This is a genomic window from Methylobacterium sp. DB0501, from assembly GCF_011043735.1.
Classification (GTDB): domain Bacteria; phylum Pseudomonadota; class Alphaproteobacteria; order Rhizobiales; family Beijerinckiaceae; genus Methylobacterium; species Methylobacterium alsaeris.
The window spans coordinates 124,546-141,660 of record NZ_JAAKGV010000011.1 but is presented as its reverse complement, the minus strand read 5'-3'; the positions used below and the strand labels follow the sequence as shown (position 1 = coordinate 141,660).

The window sequence follows — 17,115 nt, the reverse complement described above, 5'->3', positions numbered from 1 at the left end:
TGATTAGGCGGCAGCCCGCACCGGCGTCAATCGGCTGTTCGAGCCGATCGACGTTTCACGTGAAAACTCCCGCAAGGCGCCTCCTACTTGCCGATGCAGAAGCTTGAGAAGAGCCGATCCAGCATGTCCTCGACCCCGACGCGACCAGCGACCTCACCGAGGGCACGAACGGCGAGGCGCAGGTCTTCCGCAACGAGTTCGGCCGGGAGGCGGCTACCTTGAGCAACGACCCGGTCGAGATGGCCAGCGCAGCGTTCGAGCGCCAGGCGCTGCCGCTCGCGCGTGATCAACGCGTCGCCGGCACCGAGCGATGCCGCAGCGTGCCGTTCGATCTCGGCCAGGAGATGGTCGAGGCCAATACCGGCCGCTGCCGAGATGGCGAGGTCTGCGTCGCCGACCGGACCCGAAAGGTCGCTCTTGGTGGCGACTGTGAGAAGAGGGACGGACAGGGGAGGGGGCGGGCCGCCACCGGGCTCGCACAGCCACAGGACGAGGTCGGCCTGATCCATGCGGCGGCGGCTGCGGGCCATACCCTCCGCTTCCACCACGTCGGTACTGTCCCGCAGGCCCGCGGTATCGACCAGAAGGACGGGCAGGCCGCCGAGATCGCAGCGCACCTCGATCGCATCACGCGTCGTCCCGGGGATCTCCGAGACGATCGCCGCGTCGCGTCGGACGAGGGCGTTGAGCAGGGTCGACTTGCCGGCATTGGGCGCACCGGCGAGCACCACCGTGAAGCCGTCCCGCAGGCGCTCGCCGCGCCGGCCATCGGCGAGGGCGACGCGGATCTGGTCGCGCACCCGTGCCGACGCGGCATGGCCGGCAACGCTGAGCGCCTCGTCGTCGACATCACCCTCATCCGAGAAATCGAGCGCAGCCTCCGTTCCGGCGAGCACGTCGAGGAGGGCGTCCCGCCATCCCTCGACGGCGCGGCCGAGGGCACCGTCGAGCTGGCGCACGGCCTGACGCCTTTGCGCCTCCGTTTCCGCCTCGATCAGGTCGGCGAGGCCTTCGACCGCGGTCAGGTCCATGCGGCCATGGAGAAAGGCGCGGCGTGTGAAGGCCCCAGGCTCTGCCAGCACGAGGCCCGGCCTGTGGCCCAAGCTGCGCAACACCGCTTCCCGCACCGCTGGACCGCCATGGAGATGCAGTTCCGCCATGTCCTCGCCGGTGGCGGTAGCAGGGCCGGGCAGCCAGGCGACCAGGGCATGGTCGAGCATCTCGCCGGTACTCGGCTCGCGCAGGGTGCGCAACGACAGCCGCCGTGCCGGCGGCAGCGGCGCCCCGATCAAAGCGGAGAGGGCAGGGCCGGCCTGCGGGCCGCTGATCCGCAAGACCGCGACGGCCGTGCGGCCATAGCCGGTGGCGGGGGCGAAGATGGTATCGGGGGAGTGCATCGGAACGGGAGAGCGCAGCCGGAGGGATGTCGGGGCGACGTCGCTAGCACGTTCCGGCGGCGGTGCCGAACAGGATGCGACGGCCGACCTGCTGCCTTGGACGCAACAGGGAATGTCGACTGGGCCGGTCGTGAAGTGCCGGCGCGGCCTCGGGGCGGCTGGACGAGGAGGGGGTGAAACCAGGCTCTATCGATCGACGTCGCTCGGAGGAGTCCATTCAGTTGGAATTGCGCGGTGGTACACTTGGCTATGACGATTGAGGAGTGCGATTCCGCTTGGCAGCAAGACGGGTCGTCCGGCACCGGCCGCACGACACCCGTCCAAGCGGCGTTCTCACCCGGGATGCCGACGTCAACGAGCCTCGGCGGAGAGTTCCCCAAAAAGGCAGGAGCATCCGGAGGCCGCCCGCGCGACGCGCATCGGGCCCACCCCGGAACCGGGTTATGCTTCGGGGAACGGAGGCCTTGCGGGCTTGGCCATTCAATGCACGGCGGTCACCTAGGCCGACGCGCCAGGCGACGCCATACCCCTAATCGGGATAGGGGGTAGTTCTTTTCGAACTGTCCCCCGTCCCGCACCACCCGGCATGCAGGTCCGCCCCGGGCGGTTCGAGGAGTTTAGGTCAGGCGAGGCGGGTCGGGCCGAGCTTGTCCATCCAAGCCACGGTCGGCACGCCGTTGAGCGCCATCTCGCTGTTGCGCCACCAGCAGCGGCGGCCGTTGGCTGTCACCGGTAGAGCGACATCGAGCTTGGCACCCAGGGCCAGCAGCGCCCGGTAGACGGTCGAGCCACGCTTCCACTGCTTGAGCTGGATGGCTCGCACCCGGTGGCGCACCCACCCGTCCAGCTCGCGCCAGACCTTGGGCGTCTGCGCCAGGCGGTAGTAGCCCTTCCAGCCCAGCAGGCAGGTCCGCAACCGATCCACCGCCGGCAGGCTTGCGCCCGCCCGAGCGACGCGTCAGCTTCCGCAGCCGATGCTAACCGGCCAAGCGACGACAATGCGACCCGACGCTTGAACCACGCTGCCCTGGAGCCAACCCAGAAGGTGAATCCCAGGATCGTGCTGCCGAACGCACTGCGCACCCCGCTCTTGGTCTCGTTCAGCGACATTGTCAGCCGGCCGAACAGACCCCGCATCTCAGCCAGTACCCGCGCCCCCGCCTTGCGGCTGCGCACGTAGACCGTCACGTCGTCCGCACCGCGCACGAAGTGATGGCCGCGCCGCACCAACTCTCGGTCCACCTCGTCCAAAAGCACGTTAGCCAGAAGCGGCGACCGAGGTCCGCCCTGCCGCCTCCCCGAGCCGCGCTCCTGCACCACGCCCATCCTCCAGGATCCCGCTCGCCAGGTACGCCCGGATCAGCCGGATCATGCCGGCATCCCCGATCCGCTTCCGCTGAAGTCAGGGTTCGGGAACGGCTGCAGCGCCTGCTAGATCAGGCGATCCGTCACCGTCGGGATGCCGAGCTCGCGCTCGCCACCCCCCGTCTTGGGGATCGCCCCCCAACGCACCGGCTGGGGACGGTACGTCCCCGACACCACCTGATCTCGAATCGCCGGCCACGCCGTGCGCAGGAGGGCCGCCGTCTGGGCGATGTCCAGACCGTCGATCCCCGCCGCGCCCCTGTTGGCCTTCACCCACCTCCAGGCGCGCTGAACGTCCTCGCGGGCCAGGGCCGCGTCCAGCAGCCCGGCCCCGTGGCACCCGGTGCGCAACGCGGGCCGTCGGCTTCGTCGCGGCCGGACCGCGCGAGGCGTTACCCCGTACCGGCTCCGACCGCCCCGCTCGCGCGGGGTTCCGACGCCTTGCCGACCGCATCGTCACGGCCGCGGCCACTCCTCCTCGTTCGGTCCTTCGGGAGCAAACCGCACCCTACTACGACCTCAGTTGACTTCTCGCTCCGGCTCGACACCGTCGCCCTTTCAGGCGCAAGGCGAGATTTCCCGAGGCACGAACACATCCCGTCCCTGCACGACCGCCGGATCTACCCGCTTCGCCTAGGTCATGAGAGCTTCGCGGTCTGTTGTCCGCTCGCCCTGCCCCGCAGCGCCTTCCATCCGGTTCTTGTTGATCGGCCCGCAGGCGCGCTCCACGCTTCCTCCCCACGGTCGGTCACCCAATCGCAGTTGCGCTTCGCTTCGCTCGCCGTGACCAGCTCACGGAGGGACTTCCACCTTCAAGAACGCGGCCATGCTGGGCGCATAACAAAAAACGGCGCCCCTCTCGGGGCGCCGTGCAACGTGCAGATCGACGAATGTCGGCCGCGTCAGGTGTTCATGGAGTCGAAGAAATCGCCGTTGCTCTTGGTCTGACGCAGCTTGTCGAGCAGGAACTCGATCGCATCGGTGACGCCCATCGGGTTGAGGATGCGGCGCAGCACATAGGTCTTCTTAAGCGCGTCCGGCGGGACCAGGAGCTCCTCCTTGCGGGTGCCGGAGCGGGTGATGTCGATCGCCGGGAAGATCCGCTTGTCGGACACCTTGCGGTCCAGGATGATCTCGGAGTTGCCGGTGCCCTTGAACTCCTCGAAGATCACCTCGTCCATGCGCGAGCCGGTATCGATCAGCGCGGTCGCGATGATGGAGAGCGAGCCGCCCTCCTCGATGTTGCGGGCGGCACCGAAGAAGCGCTTCGGCCGCTGCAGGGCGTTGGCGTCGACGCCGCCGGTCAGCACCTTGCCGGACGACGGCACCACGGTGTTGTAGGCGCGGCCGAGGCGGGTGATCGAATCGAGCAGGATGACGACGTCGCGGCCGTGCTCGACCAGGCGCTTGGCCTTCTCGATCACCATCTCGGCGACCTGGACGTGACGGGTCGCCGGCTCGTCGAAGGTCGAGGCGATCACCTCGCCCTTCACCGAACGCTGCATGTCGGTGACCTCTTCCGGCCGCTCGTCGATGAGCAGGACGATGAGGTAGCATTCGGGGTGGTTCAGGGTGATCGACTGGGCGATGTTCTGCATCAGCACCGTCTTGCCGGTGCGCGGCGGCGCCACGATCAGGGCGCGCTGGCCCTTGCCGATCGGCGCGACGATGTCGATGATCCGGGGCGAGAAGTCCTTGCGGGTCGGCTCCGACAGTTCGAGCTTGAAGCGCTGCGTGGGGAACAGCGGCGTCAGGTTGTCGAAATGGACCTTGTGCTTGATCTTGTCGGGGCTCTCGAAATTGATGGTGTTGACCTTGAGCAGCGCGAAGTAGCGCTCGCCGTCCTTCGGGCCGCGGATCGGACCCTCGACGGTGTCGCCGGTGCGCAGACCGAAGCGGCGGATCTGCGTCGGCGAGATGTAGATGTCGTCGGGGCCCGGCAGGTAGTTCGAGTCGGAGGAGCGCAGGAAGCCGAAGCCGTCCTGGAGCACCTCGACCGTGCCGGCGCCGATGATCTCGACGTCCTTGGCAGCGAGCTGCTTCAGGATCGCGAACATGAGTTCCTGCTTGCGCATGGTCGAGGCGTTCTCGACCTCGACCTCCTCGGCGAAGGCGAGAAGCTCGGTCGGCGTCTTCGACTTGAGATCCTGCAGCTTCACCTCGCGCATGGCGGGGCCGGCCGGGGTCTCGAGCGGGGCGAGAGTGTCTTCGATCATGGGATATCGGGGTGCGGGGGCGAAGCGGGGAGCGTCATGTCCGGGAAGATCCGGCCGCCGCGCGGCGCGGCGGTGAGCGGAAGCAACGGGGTGGCCGAAGCGGGCACCGGTCGCAAAGTCGTCGCCTGATATGTCCCGGAGGTCGCGAGGGGGAGCCGATGGCCCTGGCTGCGACGTGACGTGACGATGGAGGAGGGAACGACTTTATGTAACGGGTCCTCGTCGTCGACTCAAGTCCCCGGTGGGGAAAAGTGGGGAGAGGCGTGGCGCGGCGGCAGGGGAAGTGACGGCGGGACCCGGCGCGGATGCTTCGGCCGCGCCCAAAGGCACGGTCGAACTATCGGCGCCCGGAACGCAGGCTTGCATTAACATTTGGAACATCCCGCCTCGAATATACAACCGATGATCATCAATCCCGCCGCCGGGACGGAGCAATTCAGGACTGGGCGCCGGCCCTCGTTGCAGTACGGCGCAGTATCCGGCACGAGCGAAGAGGATGTGATGCATCGAATGGCCCGCCGGTCGGGTGCCGACGGCGCGATCACCGGTGCGACACCCCGACTCGCGGCGGTCAGCGCCGGCGGAGACGAATGTAGAGCGCACCGCCGCCGCCGTGATGATGCGCGGCCTCCTCGAAGCCGACGACCAGGGGGCGCAACTCGGGCATGCGCAGCCAGTGCGGCACGCTGCGGCGCAGCACGCCGCGCTCGGCGTAAGGGTCGTCGCCTCCCGCCCCCTTGCCGGTGACGACCAGCACCACCGCGTGGCCGGAGGCCCGGGAGCGGTGCAGGAAGCCGATCAGGGCGGCATGGGCCTCCGCCTGGCGCATCCCGTGCAGGTCGATCACCGCGTCGACGCTGCGGGAGCCGCGGCGCAGGCTCGTGCGCACCCGGCGCTCCAGGGGGGCGAGGGGCGGCAGGGTGGGCGCGGGCGGCGGGGCGGGATTCTTCGGAGCGATGCTGTGTGGAAGGCCGCTCTTCGGAATGCCGTTCTTCGCCGGGATGCGCGGCGCCGGGCGAGCCGGCCGCGCCGCCGGTTTCGGCGGCGCGGGCTCCGGTGCCGGGGGAGGGGAGGGCGCGACGGGGGTCGGCGCCCGCCCGCGCAAGGGGGTGATCAGGCGGGAGATCTCGGCCCAGAGCCGGCTTTCCTCGGAGGAGAGCCGGCGCAACCTTCGGGGACGGCGCGGCTCGGTCACGGAGCGACGCCTGCGCCGGAATTGCCCTGCTTCGGCAGCAGCACGACGAAGCGCGCGGGATCGCGCAGCAGGCCCGCCACGGCGCCGGCCCGGGCGCCGGTGCCGAGATAGAGGTCGCCGCGGGCCGGGCCCAGGATCGCCGAGCCGGTATCCTGCGCCACCACCAGGCGGCGGAACGGCGTGCTGCCGCCCTCCGGCTCCGGCACCGATCCGTCGAGCCAGAACGGCAGCCCGTAGCGCCACAGCGAGGCGTCGACCGCGAGGCTGCGGCCGGCGGTGAGCGGCACGCCGGCCCCGCCCTTCGGGCCGACGCCCGCGGGCGTGCCGTCGTCGAGGCGAAAGAAGATGTAGGAGGCGTTGCGGCGGATGAGGTCGCGGGCGAGATCGGGATGGGTCCGCAGCCAGCCGGTCCAGCGGGCAAGCGTCAGACCTTCGAGCGGCAGGTGGCCGCCGGTGACGATCAGGCGGGCGACCGAGGTGTAGGGCCGGCCGTTGCGGCCGTCATAGGCGAGGCGCACCGAGCGGCCGTCGGTCAGGCGCACCCGGCCGGAGCCCTGGACCTGCAGCACCAGGAGGTCGACGGCGTCGCGCAGCCAGACCAGGGGACGGGCCCGGGAGCCGAGCGCCCCGTCCTCGATCGCCGCCCGGTCCGGGTAGGGCCGGAAGCCGTCGCCGTCCTGGCGCGCGGCGCGCAAGGACGGGTCGAGACCGGGTCGGGTCTCGCCGGGTTCGAGGGAGACGAGGTCGTCGGGGCGGGCGAGCGCCGGCACGGTGAAGTCCGGCGTCGGCACCGGTGAGCCGTCGAGCTCGGGCTCGAAATAACCGGTGAGGAAGCCGGCCGTGCGCTCGGGAACCGCGTCGCGGTTCGGCCGCAGGACGCGGTAGGCGGCGAAATTCCGCTCGAAGAAGGCGCGGGCCCCCTCCGGCGCCACGCCGGCGGCGGCGGCGCAAGGCGCCGCGAGATCCTGGCTCGGCGCACCCATGGCGGCCTCGGCGAGGACCGGGCCGGCGGGCGCCGCGCAGGTCGCCCGGAAGGTCGCCAGGGAGGCCGCGAGATCGTCCTCGGCAAAGCCCGGCAGGGCGGAGAACGGAACGGGCTCGAGCATGGCCTCGCCGATTCTCAGGGGCGCGGCACCGGACGGGCCGGCGGCGCAGCCGAGCAGGAGGGCGGCGAGGCAGCGAGCGGGGACAGTGAGGCCGGGAGCCGGCGGCATGGGCTTGATGGGCTCCGGCCCCGGAAGGTTCAGCGATTGGGTCGAGCCGCGCAGGTCACGGATCCCGGCGGCGCGCCATTGTCTCCGATGCCCGGCGGCCGATCAAGCCGCCGGGTGTTGCCGTTACTGCCCGGCTTCGGTGGCGACGAGCTGCCAGTTGGGGTCGCGGCTGCCGAGGGTGCGGGCGAAGGTCCAGACGTCGGTCACGTCGACGACCTTCTCGGGGCTGCCGTCGACGACCTGCCCTTGCGGCCCGCGGGTGGCGGTGATCAGCTTCGAGAGATAGCGCACGGTGACCTGGGCGACGCGGTTGCGCACGTCAACCCCGACGATCTCAGCCCGGTCGATCGACACGAACGTGGTCTCGACCGTCTGGCCGGCGCGCTCGCGGCCCTGGATCGCCCGCTCGAACCCGTCCGCGACCTCGCGCGAGAGCAGGGTCTTGAGGGTCTTGCGGTCGCCCTTGGCGAAGGCGGTCACGATGGTCTCGTAGGCGACCTTGGCGCCGTCGGTGAAGGCGCGGGGGTCGAAGTTCGGCTCCTGCTGCAGGATCAGGTCGAGGCCGCGGGCGGCGGGCGAGTTCGGCTCGACCACGCCCTTCCAGTTGCGCGGCACCGCGGTGGCGACCGGCGCGGCGGCGCCGCGCTCGGGCCCGGCACCGGGCAGCCGCACGACGTTGTCGCCGTCGCGGGAGGCTGCCGGCGGCTCCTCGCGCCGGGCCATCGGGTTGAACGGCGGCCGCTCGTTCCCGGTCTTCTGGCCGAGGACCGAGCGCAGCTTCCAGATCACGAAGACCGCAAGCCCGAGGAAGATGAGGGTCGTAAGGTCGAGGGAATCCTGCATCATCGATCCGATCGTGGCGGCATTACGCGGAGCATCCCTGACCGCGCCGGCACAGCTTGCGACGTCTCCGGTACCCGCGACGGCTGTGGCACCGGGACCGGGACGACGCAAGCGCCCGGCCGGCGCCGCATCGCGGGCCCACTCCACGATATGGGGCTGGAACCCCGCCGTATCCAGCCATCGTCGTCCAGGCATCGTCGCGCGACGACGCGCCGGCCCGGGCGCACGGTGCGGCCGCCGTTCGGCAGAGGAGGGATATCGCCGGGTGGGATATCGCTGGGTCAGGGAAGCGGGAGATGATTGACGGCTCTGCTTGTTCGCGCAGTGTGGGCATGATAGCCGCAACGCCGCCGTCGCGCGCGCCGATTTGCGCGCCAGCGTGCGACGGTTCGTCGTTACGTCCAGCCCTCGAAGGAACCCTCCGCCATGGCCGATTCCCCGGTCCCGAACGGTAACGGTGGCGCCGCGGCGCAGCCCGACGACTTCACTCCGACCCTCAACGCGCTGGCGCAATACGCCAAGGATCTCTCCTTCGAAAACCCGAATGCGCCGCGCTCGCTGCAGCCGCAGCAGCAGGGCCCCCAGATCAACATCCAGGTCAACGTCAACGCCAAGCAGCTCGCCGAGGAGGATTTCGAGGTCGACCTGCGCCTCGAGGGCGACGCCAAGATCGGCACCGAGGTGCTGTTCGCGTTCGAGCTGACCTATGCGGGCATCTTCCGCCTGCGCAACATCCCGCAGGACCAGATGCACCCGGCGGTGATGATCGAGTGCCCGCGACTGCTGTTCCCGTTCGCCCGCCAGATCATCGCCGACGCGGTGCGCAACGGCGGCTTCCCGCCGCTCTACATCGACCCGATCGATTTCGTCGGCCTCTACCGCCAGAAGGCCGCCGAGGCCCAGGCCCAAGGTGGCATCGCGTAGCAGGGCGGCCTCACTGTAGGGACGAGCGGCGCGGGCCCCGTCACGGGTCCGCGCCCCGTTTGCCACCCGGCTCCCGGGTGTTTCACGGGAAACGCGGCCGTTTCCCTCACTCGCGCAGGGCGGGCACCAGCGAGGCCACCAGCAGCCCGGCCATCGCCAGGTTGAACAGCCGCACGGCGCGGCGCGTCCGCAGCACCCGTGCGGTACCGACGCCGACCAGCGTCCAGAGGCCGATGCAGGGCAGGGCGACGATCCCGAACAGCACAGCCAGCGCCAGCGTGGCGGCGAGCGAGGCTCCGTCCGCCCCGGCCGTGTAGGTGGCGAGCGCCCCTGCGGCGATGACCCAGGCCTTCGGGTTCACCCACTGGAACAGGGCCGCCTGGACGAAGCCGAGAGGCCGCCCCCCCGCGCCCGCCGCCTTGGCAACCGGATCGGCCGGGTCCGGATCGGCCGTGGCGATCTTCCAGGCGAGCCAGAGCAGGTAGGCCGCACCGACCCATTTCAGCACCGCATGGACCCGCGGATCGGTCAGCAGCGGCAGGCCGACGGTGCCCAGCACGATCAGCATCGCCGGAAAGCCCACCGAGATGCCGAGCATGTGCGGCACCGTACGGGCAAAGCCGTAGGTGGCGCCGGAGGCCACCACCATGGTGTTGTTGGGGCCGGGCGTGGCCGACATCGCGACCGCGAACGCACTCGCCGAGAGAAACCAGGTCCAGTCCACGTCCATTCCTCCGGCCGCAGCCCGGCGGCCCTCGGCGCGAGGATACACGGTTCTTCGTCCGGTCTGCCCGGCGAGCAGAAAAACCCGGATCGATCCCGGTCTCCGCTGCCGGGCGCCCGTCCGTTCGCCCCGCGAGCCCCTGTCGCCTCGCCGAACCCTGGGGCAGGCGACCGCAGGAGCGTCGGGCTTCTGCCCCTGGACTCCCGCCCCCGGATCGGGTGATGGGGGCCATCGCAGCGCGTGTGACGAGTGGGAAGACGACGGGATGGCGTACTGGCTCTACAAGTCCGAGCCCTCGGTGTGGTCGTGGGACGATCAGGTCGCCGCGGGCGAAGCGGGGACGTCCTGGAACGGGGTCCGCAACCACGTCGCCCGCAAGAACCTCGAGGCGATGCAGCTCGGTGAGCAGGGCTTCTTCTATCACTCGAACGAGGGCAAGGCGGTGGTCGGCATCGTCGAGGTGATCCGTACCTACTATCCCGACCATACCGACGAGACAGGCCGCTTCGGCATGGTCGACCTGAAGGCGGTCGCCTCCCTGCCCAGGCCGGTGACCCTGGAGGCGATCAAGGCCGAGACGGCGTTGCGCGAGATGGTGCTCGTCAACAACTCGCGCCTGTCGGTGCAGCCGGTGACCGAGGCGGAGTGGGCGCTGGTGCGCCGCATGGGTGGGTTGTGACGCGGCCGGCGGGAGTTCGCGCGTGACGCGTGTCCTGGCCCGGTCCTGTCTCCTCCTCGGGCTGCTCGCCGGTCCGGCGGTGGCGCAAAGGGCCAGGCCTTCGGCTCCGGCCCCGGCGAAGGCCGTTCCCGAGAAGGTCGTGACCTGCGGGGCCCTGGCGAACCTGAGGATCCTGATGGCCGAGACCGGCGGCGATCCGGCGGCGATCAGGACCCGGCTCGCCGACCCGAAGGCGGACCACCTCGGCTGCACCCGGGTCGGCCGCGACCGGATCGACGGCAATGCCGAGCGGGTGGTGATCGGCGGCACGGCCTACGACTGCCTGAAGGTCAAGGACTCGAGCCTGTGCCGCTGGACCCTGTCGGGCGTGCCGGCGGAGGCGCCGTGAGGGCGCCGTCCGCCGGGGAAGGTCATACGACATCCGATGGATTGCTTCCGGCGATCCTGTCGGATCGCCTTCGCAAGGCGGATCTCGCCCTCGCTCAGGCCCTGCGCGGGCCGGCGATACCTTTTCCGGACGGGATCTCCGGCAAATCCATCAAACGCTCCAGTACGGCGTGGCGTTGAAGTAGCGGTGGACGTGCTCCTCCCAGTTCCGGTCGTAGGAGGGGTCGTTGCCCTCCGCCGAGGCCGGCGGGGCGGCGCGAAGCTGCTCGTCCGAGACGTCGAGCACGTAGGCGTCCAGCTCGGGTGCGAAACGCAGGGTCGACCACGGGATGGTGTAGTAGCCCTCGCCGATGCCGAGGAAGCCGCCGAAGCTCATCACGGCGTAGACCACCTGGCCGGTGGCCTTCTCGATCATCAGGCGCTCGATGCGGCCGATGCCGTCGCCGTTGGGGCGGCGCACGGCGGTGCCCTCGACACGGTCGCTGGCGATCAGCGCCTTGGTCTCGTTGGTGGTGGTGCTGCCCATGTCGGAACGGTCGCCGATGGTCGGTGCAACGGTGGTCATCGGATGTCCTCCGGGTCGGTTGTCTTCCAGATGGGTATCGTCTCGAGGGAAACGCTGCCGTAGCGGAGCCGTTCCGAGCGCCGGCACTGCGGCGAATGGCGGAGGCAGCGGGGCAGTTCCCCCCGGGCACGGAGGGCGCTAGCCTGTGCATCATGCTCCTGCGCCCGATGCCGATTCGCTGCACCGCCGTCCTGACGGTCCTCCTCGCGCTCGCCGCTCCCGCCTTCGCGCAGGATCGCGGCACCCTCAACCCCAAGCCGCTGCCGCCGCTCGCCAACCCGGACGATCCGTCCACGCCGGCCAAGGCCCTGTTCGGCCGCGCCACGACGCCGGCAGCCCTGCCGTCGCAATCGATCGGCGGCTATGCCCGGGGCTGCGTGGCGGGGGCCGAGGCGCTGCCGATCGACGGCGACACCTGGCAGGTGATGCGGCTGTCGCGCAACCGGAACTGGGGTCATCCGCGGCTCGTCGCCTTTTTGGAGAAGCTCGCCGCCGACGCGCCGCGCAAGGCGGGCTGGGCCGGGCTCCTCGTCGGCGACATGTCCCAGCCCCGCGGCGGGCCGATGCTGACCGGCCACGCCTCGCACCAGCTCGGCCTCGACGCCGATATCTGGCTGACGCCGATGCCGGACCGGCGCCTGAGCCGGGCCGAGCGCGAGGAGATGTCGGCCACCAACGTGGTGCGGCCGGATCGTCGCGACATCGACCCCTCGGTCTGGCGGCCCGAGCACCTGCGGCTGATCAGGATGGTGTCGCGCGAGCACGAGGTGGCGCGGATCTTCGTCAACCCGGCGATCAAGCGGGCGCTCTGCCGCGAGGCCGGCTCGGACCGCGGCTGGCTGACCAAGGTGCGGCCGATCTATGGCCACAACTATCATTTCCACATCCGGCTCGAATGCCCGGCGGGCGATGCGGCCTGCCACGACCAGGACCCGCCGCCGTCCGGCGACGGCTGCGGCTCCGAGCTCGACTACTGGTTCACGGACGCGATCCTGAACCCCAAGCCCCGGCCGCCCGGCAAGCCGCGCCCGCCGATGACCCTGGCGGGCCTGCCCGACGCCTGCCGCACGGTGCTGAAGGCGCGCTGACTTCTCGTCGGGACCGGTCCCCGGGCCGGTCCCGCGTACCGCTGCATCCGCGGCTCAGGATGCGGACCGATCTCGAACTGTCGATGCGAAGCCCGGACGTCCGGATCCTCGGGCTTGGCGGAAATTCGAGAACGGGACCACAGGTCGATTTCGACGACCGTTGGTATCACTCGGCCGCGACGCCGATCCCGACCGGGCAGGACACGCCGGTACCGCCCAAGCCGCAATAGCCGCCGGGATTCTTGGCCAGGTATTGCTGGTGGTACTCCTCGGCGAAGTAGAACGGGCCGCCGTCGCGGATCTCGGTGGTGATCGGACCGTAGCCCTGCGCCTTCAGGGCCGCGGCGTAGGCGTCGCGGGAAGCTTCGGCCTCGGCGCGGCGCGGGTCGCCGTCGGGCAGGTAGATGCCGGACCGGTACTGGGTGCCGACGTCGTTGCCCTGGCGCATGCCCTGGGTCGGATCGTGGCTCTCCCAGAAGGTCTTGAGCAGGGACCCGAACGGGATCACCCGCGGATCGTAGGCGACGAGCACGACCTCGTTGTGTCCGGTCAGGCCCGAGCAGGTCTCCTCGTAGGTCGGGTTCGGCGTGGTGCCGCCGGCATAGCCCACGGCGGTCACGTACACGCCGTCGCCGAGCTGCCAGAACTTGCGCTCGGCGCCCCAGAAGCAGCCGAGGCCGAGCACGACCGACTCGATGCCGTCCGGATAGGGACCCTTGAGCGGGTGACCGTTGACGAAGTGCCGCTCCGCCGTCGGCAGGGGTGTGGACCGCCCCGGCAGGATCCGCTCGGGGCTGGGCATCTCGGCGCGCTTGCGGAAGAACAGCATCGGGTCGCTCCGGTCTCGGAACGGAGCCTCGCGGCTCCGGAGGCGAGGGGGCCTCTCTGCGATACGATGTGGGGTGACGGGCGCGCTTGCTGAAGGGGAGGGGACCTGAGCCAGTTGGGCGCAGGAAAGAGCCGGGCGAGGGGGCTTCAGCGCAGGACGGTCGCGTCCTTGGCGGCAACGCGGGCAGGGGCGTCGGGCCCGAAAGCGGTGCTGGGATCGAAGAAGGCGCCGCGGGCCGTGATCAGCCCGGCCGCCAGGGCCCAGAACAGCACGGCCGCGACGATCCGGCGGGTCCGGATCGGCCGTCGGCGCGACGCCGACGGGGCGTCCTGCCCGGCTCGCAGGTCGAGGCGCTCGCCGAACGGATCGAAAGTGGCAGGACGCATGGTTGGACCCGGCATGACGCACGGCTCCGGAGACCGGAGCGTTATGACCATAGATAGGTCCGGCGCGGGCATCGCAGCAATAGACGTGGTTTTCTATTTTCCGTCGCGCAGGAGAAGATATTTGCTGTGATATAGCTCATGGATAGAAATTTTATCTTTGTTCCCCGCAACCGCCATGGTCTTCTGCCGCGTGATGACGCAGCGGGGTCCCACCGCCGGCCCGATGCCGCCCATTCGCCTCCCGCGACGGGCCCGTCGGCCATCGGCCGAGCCGGCGCCGCCGCCGTCGCGTCCGCCCGCGGGGCTGGCTTGAAGCAGACGCCGGTTGATCCCCAGGTATTCGGTGGCGTACAACCGAATGTCCCTGCGGCAGAGAGCAGTCGCAGCGGAATGCGAAGCTTGACCTAGGAATCTGTACCTTGTTGTTCGGAACACGGACGCACGGAATGCGGGCGCGTGCCGGCCTGCGGCACCGGCCCGGCGCGGAGATGCGGCCGGCCCCGTCGCGGGGCAGGGCGCGCGGCACGGCACGGGGCGTCGCCCGATGACCGCGTTCGTGCCCAATCCCCATCCCGGCCCACGCCCGGCGGATCCGTCCTCCGACGATTTCATGCGGCTGATCGAGGCGTTCGGCCTGACCGGCGCCTGGCGCTGGGATTTCGTCACCGGCCGCCAGGTGTGGTCGTCGGGCCTGTATCGCCTGCTCGGCCTGCCGGAGACCGAGCCGGCGAGCTACGAGCGGCTGCTCGGCCTCGTCCACCCGGCCGATCGCGACGTGCTGGAGGATGCCGCCCAGATCGTCCAGGCCGGAATCTTCGGCAGCCACACGGTCCGGCTGATCCGGCCGGACGGCACCGCCCGCACGGTGGTGAGCCGCGGCGAGGTCTTCTTCAGCGCCGACGGGCGCCCGGTCGCGGTGACCGGCGTGCTCCTCGACGTGACCGACCGCGAGCGCCTCGCCGAGATGCACCGCCTGGAGCAGCAACGCCGGGTGAGCCTGGCGCGTCAGGCGCAGGTCTTCATCTACACCGAGCCGACGCTGCCGCTGACCGAGTACGGCCCCGACTTCCTCGCCCTGGTCGGCCTGCGCCGCGAGGAGGTGCGGGCGAACTGGCTCAGCCCGATCGTGCCGGAGGAATGGTCGCGCTGGCGCGACGAGCTGCCGCGCCTCGCCGCCCAGGGGCGGCCGTGCTGCATCACGCCCACCCTGCGGCTCGCCGCGGGCGGTGCGGCGCCGTTCCGCATGACGCTGGTGCCCCTGCGCGAGGGGGCAGGCGATCCGGTCTGCTGGACCGCCGTGATCACGCCGCTCGAAGCCGAGATCGCGCCGCGCGAGGCCCTGCCGCGGCAGGTCGCCCAGGCGATCGAGGGCTGCCACCTGCGGGCGGCGCGCGGCCTCCTGGACTGGACGCTCAACGACCTCGCGCGGGCGAGCGGCCTGTCGCTCTCCACCGTCCGGCGTCTGGAGGAGGAATCCGAGGGTCCGTCCTCGCGCTCGCGTCCCCATGTCCTCGCGGCGTTGCGCGACGCCGGGATCGTCTTCACGCTGGTGGAAGGCGGAACGGTGGCGGTCTCGCGGCCGGAGTGACCGGCTCGCTCAGCCGACCCGGTACACGCTCAACGCCACGTGGTCGGGGGCCCGGGCGCCGGTGGCGAGAAACAGGCTGGTCTGCATCCAGGCAAGGGGCGGGCACGCGGTCTCGAAGACGGGTGCGGTGCGGAAGTAGATCAGTCCGGGATCGACGGGCTCGCCCCGGCGCAGGCGCTCGAGCGCCTCGGGCGGGCCGAAGCGCAAACCGGTATTCTCGACATAGACGAGCGCGCCGCCTTCGGCCTCGATCACGTAGCGGGCATGCAGCCGAGTGAGCCCGTCGCCCGCGATGGTCTGGTAATCGGCCCCGCCGGGCACGATCCGGCCGGTCAGGCCGGGGCCTGCCACGGTGCCGCCCGTGATGGCGATGACCCGCCGGGCGCCGGCGGCCGTGACGCCGACCTCGACCGGCACCGCGACATCGATGCGCGCGTCGAAGACGTGGGTCAGGGTGGGGGCGGGAATGGTCACGGACGAAATGGTCACGGCTTGGCCCTCACCAGCGGGCAGTCGCTCTCGGAGAGCGACCGGAACGCCTCGTCGCCGGGGAGCGTCGCGACCCGCTCCATCACGTCCCAATCGCCCGTCGAGTCCTCCGGCCGCTTGACCCGGAACAGCGAGACCTCGCGGATCACCCGCCCGTCCGGCCGCAGGCGCCCGCCCTTGGTCATGACGTCGTCGATCGGCATCTCGCGCATCTTGGCCATCACGGGCTCGGCCGCGTCGGTGCCCGCCGCCTTCACGGCCTTGAGATAGTGCATCACCGCCGAGTAGACGCCCGCCTGGTAGCTGTTCGGCATCGCCTTCTGGCGCTCGTAGAAGCGCCTGGCGAAGGCGCGGGTGGCCTCGTCGGTGTCCCAGTAGAACGCCTCCGCCAGGTAGAGCCCGCCGGCGACGGGCAGCCCGAGCGCGTGGACGTCGACCGCCGTCATGTAGAAGCCGGCGAGCTTCTGCCGGCCGCCCAGCACCCCGAATTCCGAGGCCTGCTTGACCGCGTTGATCGCGTCGCCGCCGACGTTGAAGAGCGCGATCACCCCGGCGCCCGACGCTTGCGCCTGGAGGATCTGCGACGACAGGTCGGGCGAGAGCAGGGGGTGGAAGACCTGACCCACCACCTTGCCGCCGCCACCAGCCACCACCGGCGTCACGTCGGCGACAAAGGATTTTCCCAGCGTGATGTCGGCGACGACGTAGAACCAGGTTGTCTCGCCCGATTCCACCAGGGGCTTGGCGATGGCGCGGGAGAGCGCGTGGGTGTCGATGACCCAGAGCGCGCCGTTGGGCGAACATTGCGCCCCGGTGATCACCGTCGAGCCGGATCCGGTGATGAGGGCGAGCCGCCCCTTCTCCCTGGCGAGGGCCTGGACGCCGAGGGCGACCGCCGAGTTGCCAAGGTCGGTGATCATGTCGACCCCCTCGACGTCGTACCAGCGCCGGGCGAGCGCGCTCGCCACGTCGGGCTTGCTCTGGTGGTCGGCGGCGACGATCTCGACCGGCTTGCCCAGGACGGTCGGGCCGAAATCCTCGACCGCGAGGCGCGCCGCGGTGACGCTGCCGGTGCCGTAATTGTCGGACATCGCCGTCGACATGTCGGCGAGCACGCCGATCTTGACGCGGTCGCCGGAGACGGCGCCCTCCGCCCGGACCGACGCGGGGGCGAAGGCGATCAGGCCCGCGAGCAGGGCGGAGCGGAGGGCGCGCATCGTGATCCC

General features: G+C 70.6%; 19 protein-coding genes and 1 pseudogene. 5 read left to right on the top strand and 15 right to left on the bottom strand.

What is annotated here, in order from left to right:
• Positions 1-83: 83 nt before the first annotated feature.
• The 8 genes and pseudogenes from mnmE to G4G93_RS17645 all read right to left on the bottom strand — a co-directional run bounded on the left by mnmE (position 84) and on the right by G4G93_RS17645 (position 8,230).
• Positions 84-1,397 (bottom strand): tRNA uridine-5-carboxymethylaminomethyl(34) synthesis GTPase MnmE, encoded by a 1,314-nt coding sequence (mnmE, locus tag G4G93_RS17670; RefSeq protein ID WP_165085910.1) that lies wholly within the window; start codon positions 1,395-1,397, stop codon positions 84-86.
• Between the two features lie 622 nt (positions 1,398-2,019).
• Positions 2,020-2,322: a group II intron maturase-specific domain-containing protein gene (locus G4G93_RS35980; RefSeq protein ID WP_312892083.1), complete on the bottom strand. Its 303-nt coding sequence runs from the start codon at positions 2,320-2,322 to the stop codon at positions 2,020-2,022.
• Between the two features lie 182 nt (positions 2,323-2,504).
• Positions 2,505-2,723: pseudogene (locus tag G4G93_RS35975) on the bottom strand (reverse transcriptase domain-containing protein); the annotation flags it as partial.
• A gap of 105 nt (positions 2,724-2,828) precedes the next feature.
• On the bottom strand, positions 2,829-3,113 hold the full coding sequence (locus G4G93_RS35970) for a hypothetical protein (protein WP_246736846.1): 285 nt from the start codon (positions 3,111-3,113) through the stop codon (positions 2,829-2,831).
• Between the two features lie 551 nt (positions 3,114-3,664).
• On the bottom strand, positions 3,665-4,978 hold the full coding sequence (gene rho, locus G4G93_RS17660) for a transcription termination factor Rho (RefSeq protein ID WP_165085909.1): 1,314 nt from the start codon (positions 4,976-4,978) through the stop codon (positions 3,665-3,667).
• A 571-nt stretch (positions 4,979-5,549) separates the two neighbouring features.
• Positions 5,550-6,173 (bottom strand): Smr/MutS family protein, encoded by a 624-nt coding sequence (locus G4G93_RS17655; RefSeq protein WP_165085907.1) that lies wholly within the window; start codon positions 6,171-6,173, stop codon positions 5,550-5,552.
• Positions 6,170-7,387 (bottom strand): murein transglycosylase A, encoded by a 1,218-nt coding sequence (locus G4G93_RS17650; protein ID WP_165085906.1) that lies wholly within the window; start codon positions 7,385-7,387, stop codon positions 6,170-6,172. The genes G4G93_RS17655 and G4G93_RS17650 overlap by 4 nt, the downstream gene beginning before the upstream one ends.
• Positions 7,388-7,510: 123 nt before the next feature.
• Entirely contained in the window at positions 7,511-8,230 is a 720-nt protein-coding gene (locus G4G93_RS17645) for a Tim44/TimA family putative adaptor protein (protein WP_206289857.1), read from the bottom strand.
• A 426-nt stretch (positions 8,231-8,656) separates the two neighbouring features.
• On the opposite strand from G4G93_RS17645, the gene secB reads away from it, so the two are divergent.
• Positions 8,657-9,154 carry a protein-export chaperone SecB gene (gene secB, locus G4G93_RS17640; protein ID WP_165085903.1) on the top strand — a complete coding sequence of 166 codons (498 nt, stop codon included), beginning with the start codon at positions 8,657-8,659 and terminating at the stop codon, positions 9,152-9,154.
• A 106-nt stretch (positions 9,155-9,260) separates the two neighbouring features.
• On the opposite strand, the gene G4G93_RS17635 is transcribed toward secB, so the two are convergent.
• Positions 9,261-9,878, bottom strand: a complete 618-nt coding sequence (locus G4G93_RS17635) for a LysE family translocator (protein WP_312892082.1) — start codon at positions 9,876-9,878, stop codon at positions 9,261-9,263.
• A 265-nt stretch (positions 9,879-10,143) separates the two neighbouring features.
• On the opposite strand from G4G93_RS17635, the gene G4G93_RS17630 reads away from it, so the two are divergent.
• Complete coding sequence (locus tag G4G93_RS17630; protein WP_165085899.1) at positions 10,144-10,557, top strand: EVE domain-containing protein; 414 nt, start codon at positions 10,144-10,146, stop codon at positions 10,555-10,557.
• A 22-nt stretch (positions 10,558-10,579) separates the two neighbouring features.
• Positions 10,580-10,945: a hypothetical protein gene (locus G4G93_RS17625; protein WP_165085897.1), complete on the top strand. Its 366-nt coding sequence runs from the start codon at positions 10,580-10,582 to the stop codon at positions 10,943-10,945.
• Between the two features lie 150 nt (positions 10,946-11,095).
• Here the strand turns inward: G4G93_RS17625 and G4G93_RS17620 are convergent, their stop codons facing one another.
• Complete coding sequence (locus tag G4G93_RS17620) at positions 11,096-11,470, bottom strand: PRC-barrel domain-containing protein (RefSeq protein ID WP_246736862.1); 375 nt, start codon at positions 11,468-11,470, stop codon at positions 11,096-11,098.
• Between the two features lie 206 nt (positions 11,471-11,676).
• Between G4G93_RS17620 and mepA the strand changes: the two genes are divergently transcribed.
• Positions 11,677-12,597: a penicillin-insensitive murein endopeptidase gene (mepA, locus tag G4G93_RS17615; RefSeq protein WP_165086089.1), complete on the top strand. Its 921-nt coding sequence runs from the start codon at positions 11,677-11,679 to the stop codon at positions 12,595-12,597.
• A 166-nt stretch (positions 12,598-12,763) separates the two neighbouring features.
• Here the strand turns inward: mepA and msrA are convergent, their stop codons facing one another.
• The 3 genes from msrA to G4G93_RS17600 form a co-directional block, all read right to left on the bottom strand.
• Entirely contained in the window at positions 12,764-13,426 is a 663-nt protein-coding gene (gene msrA, locus G4G93_RS17610) for a peptide-methionine (S)-S-oxide reductase MsrA (protein WP_165085894.1), read from the bottom strand.
• A 146-nt stretch (positions 13,427-13,572) separates the two neighbouring features.
• Positions 13,573-13,812, bottom strand: coding sequence for a hypothetical protein (locus G4G93_RS17605; protein ID WP_165085892.1), 240 nt, complete (start codon positions 13,810-13,812; stop codon positions 13,573-13,575).
• A 93-nt stretch (positions 13,813-13,905) separates the two neighbouring features.
• On the bottom strand, positions 13,906-14,166 hold the full coding sequence (locus G4G93_RS17600) for a hypothetical protein (protein WP_165085890.1): 261 nt from the start codon (positions 14,164-14,166) through the stop codon (positions 13,906-13,908).
• A gap of 190 nt (positions 14,167-14,356) precedes the next feature.
• Between G4G93_RS17600 and G4G93_RS17595 the strand changes: the two genes are divergently transcribed.
• Complete coding sequence (locus G4G93_RS17595; RefSeq protein WP_165085889.1) at positions 14,357-15,400, top strand: PAS domain-containing protein; 1,044 nt, start codon at positions 14,357-14,359, stop codon at positions 15,398-15,400.
• 9 nt (positions 15,401-15,409) lie between these two features.
• On the opposite strand, the gene G4G93_RS17590 is transcribed toward G4G93_RS17595, so the two are convergent.
• Both G4G93_RS17590 and G4G93_RS17585 read right to left on the bottom strand, forming a co-directional pair.
• A complete protein-coding gene (locus G4G93_RS17590) occupies positions 15,410-15,889 on the bottom strand; it encodes a DUF3237 domain-containing protein (RefSeq protein ID WP_206289845.1) in 480 nt (159 codons plus the stop codon).
• The gene (locus tag G4G93_RS17585; RefSeq protein WP_165085887.1) at positions 15,886-17,106 is read right to left on the bottom strand and encodes an ABC transporter substrate-binding protein; all 1,221 of its coding nucleotides are present in this window, start codon (positions 17,104-17,106) and stop codon (positions 15,886-15,888) included. Before G4G93_RS17585 ends, G4G93_RS17590 begins: the two co-directional genes overlap by 4 nt.
• Positions 17,107-17,115: the final 9 nt, after the last annotated feature.

What these genes read in the sequence shown, in the direction of transcription:
- mnmE (WP_165085910.1), bottom strand. Translation starts at nt 1,397, where the DNA reads ATGCACTCCCCCGATACCATCTTCGCCCCCGCCACCGGCTATGGCCGC.
- rho (WP_165085909.1), bottom strand. Translation starts at nt 4,978, where the DNA reads ATGATCGAAGACACTCTCGCCCCGCTCGAGACCCCGGCCGGCCCCGCC.
- G4G93_RS17650 (WP_165085906.1), bottom strand. Translation starts at nt 7,387, where the DNA reads ATGCCGCCGGCTCCCGGCCTCACTGTCCCCGCTCGCTGCCTCGCCGCC.
- G4G93_RS17645 (WP_206289857.1), bottom strand. Translation starts at nt 8,230, where the DNA reads ATGCAGGATTCCCTCGACCTTACGACCCTCATCTTCCTCGGGCTTGCG.
- secB (WP_165085903.1), top strand. Translation starts at nt 8,657, where the DNA reads ATGGCCGATTCCCCGGTCCCGAACGGTAACGGTGGCGCCGCGGCGCAG.
- G4G93_RS17630 (WP_165085899.1), top strand. Translation starts at nt 10,144, where the DNA reads ATGGCGTACTGGCTCTACAAGTCCGAGCCCTCGGTGTGGTCGTGGGAC.
- G4G93_RS17620 (WP_246736862.1), bottom strand. Translation starts at nt 11,470, where the DNA reads ATGGGCAGCACCACCACCAACGAGACCAAGGCGCTGATCGCCAGCGAC.
- mepA (WP_165086089.1), top strand. Translation starts at nt 11,677, where the DNA reads ATGCCGATTCGCTGCACCGCCGTCCTGACGGTCCTCCTCGCGCTCGCC.
- msrA (WP_165085894.1), bottom strand. Translation starts at nt 13,426, where the DNA reads ATGCTGTTCTTCCGCAAGCGCGCCGAGATGCCCAGCCCCGAGCGGATC.
- G4G93_RS17605 (WP_165085892.1), bottom strand. Translation starts at nt 13,812, where the DNA reads ATGCGTCCTGCCACTTTCGATCCGTTCGGCGAGCGCCTCGACCTGCGA.
- G4G93_RS17595 (WP_165085889.1), top strand. Translation starts at nt 14,357, where the DNA reads ATGACCGCGTTCGTGCCCAATCCCCATCCCGGCCCACGCCCGGCGGAT.
- G4G93_RS17585 (WP_165085887.1), bottom strand. Translation starts at nt 17,106, where the DNA reads ATGCGCGCCCTCCGCTCCGCCCTGCTCGCGGGCCTGATCGCCTTCGCC.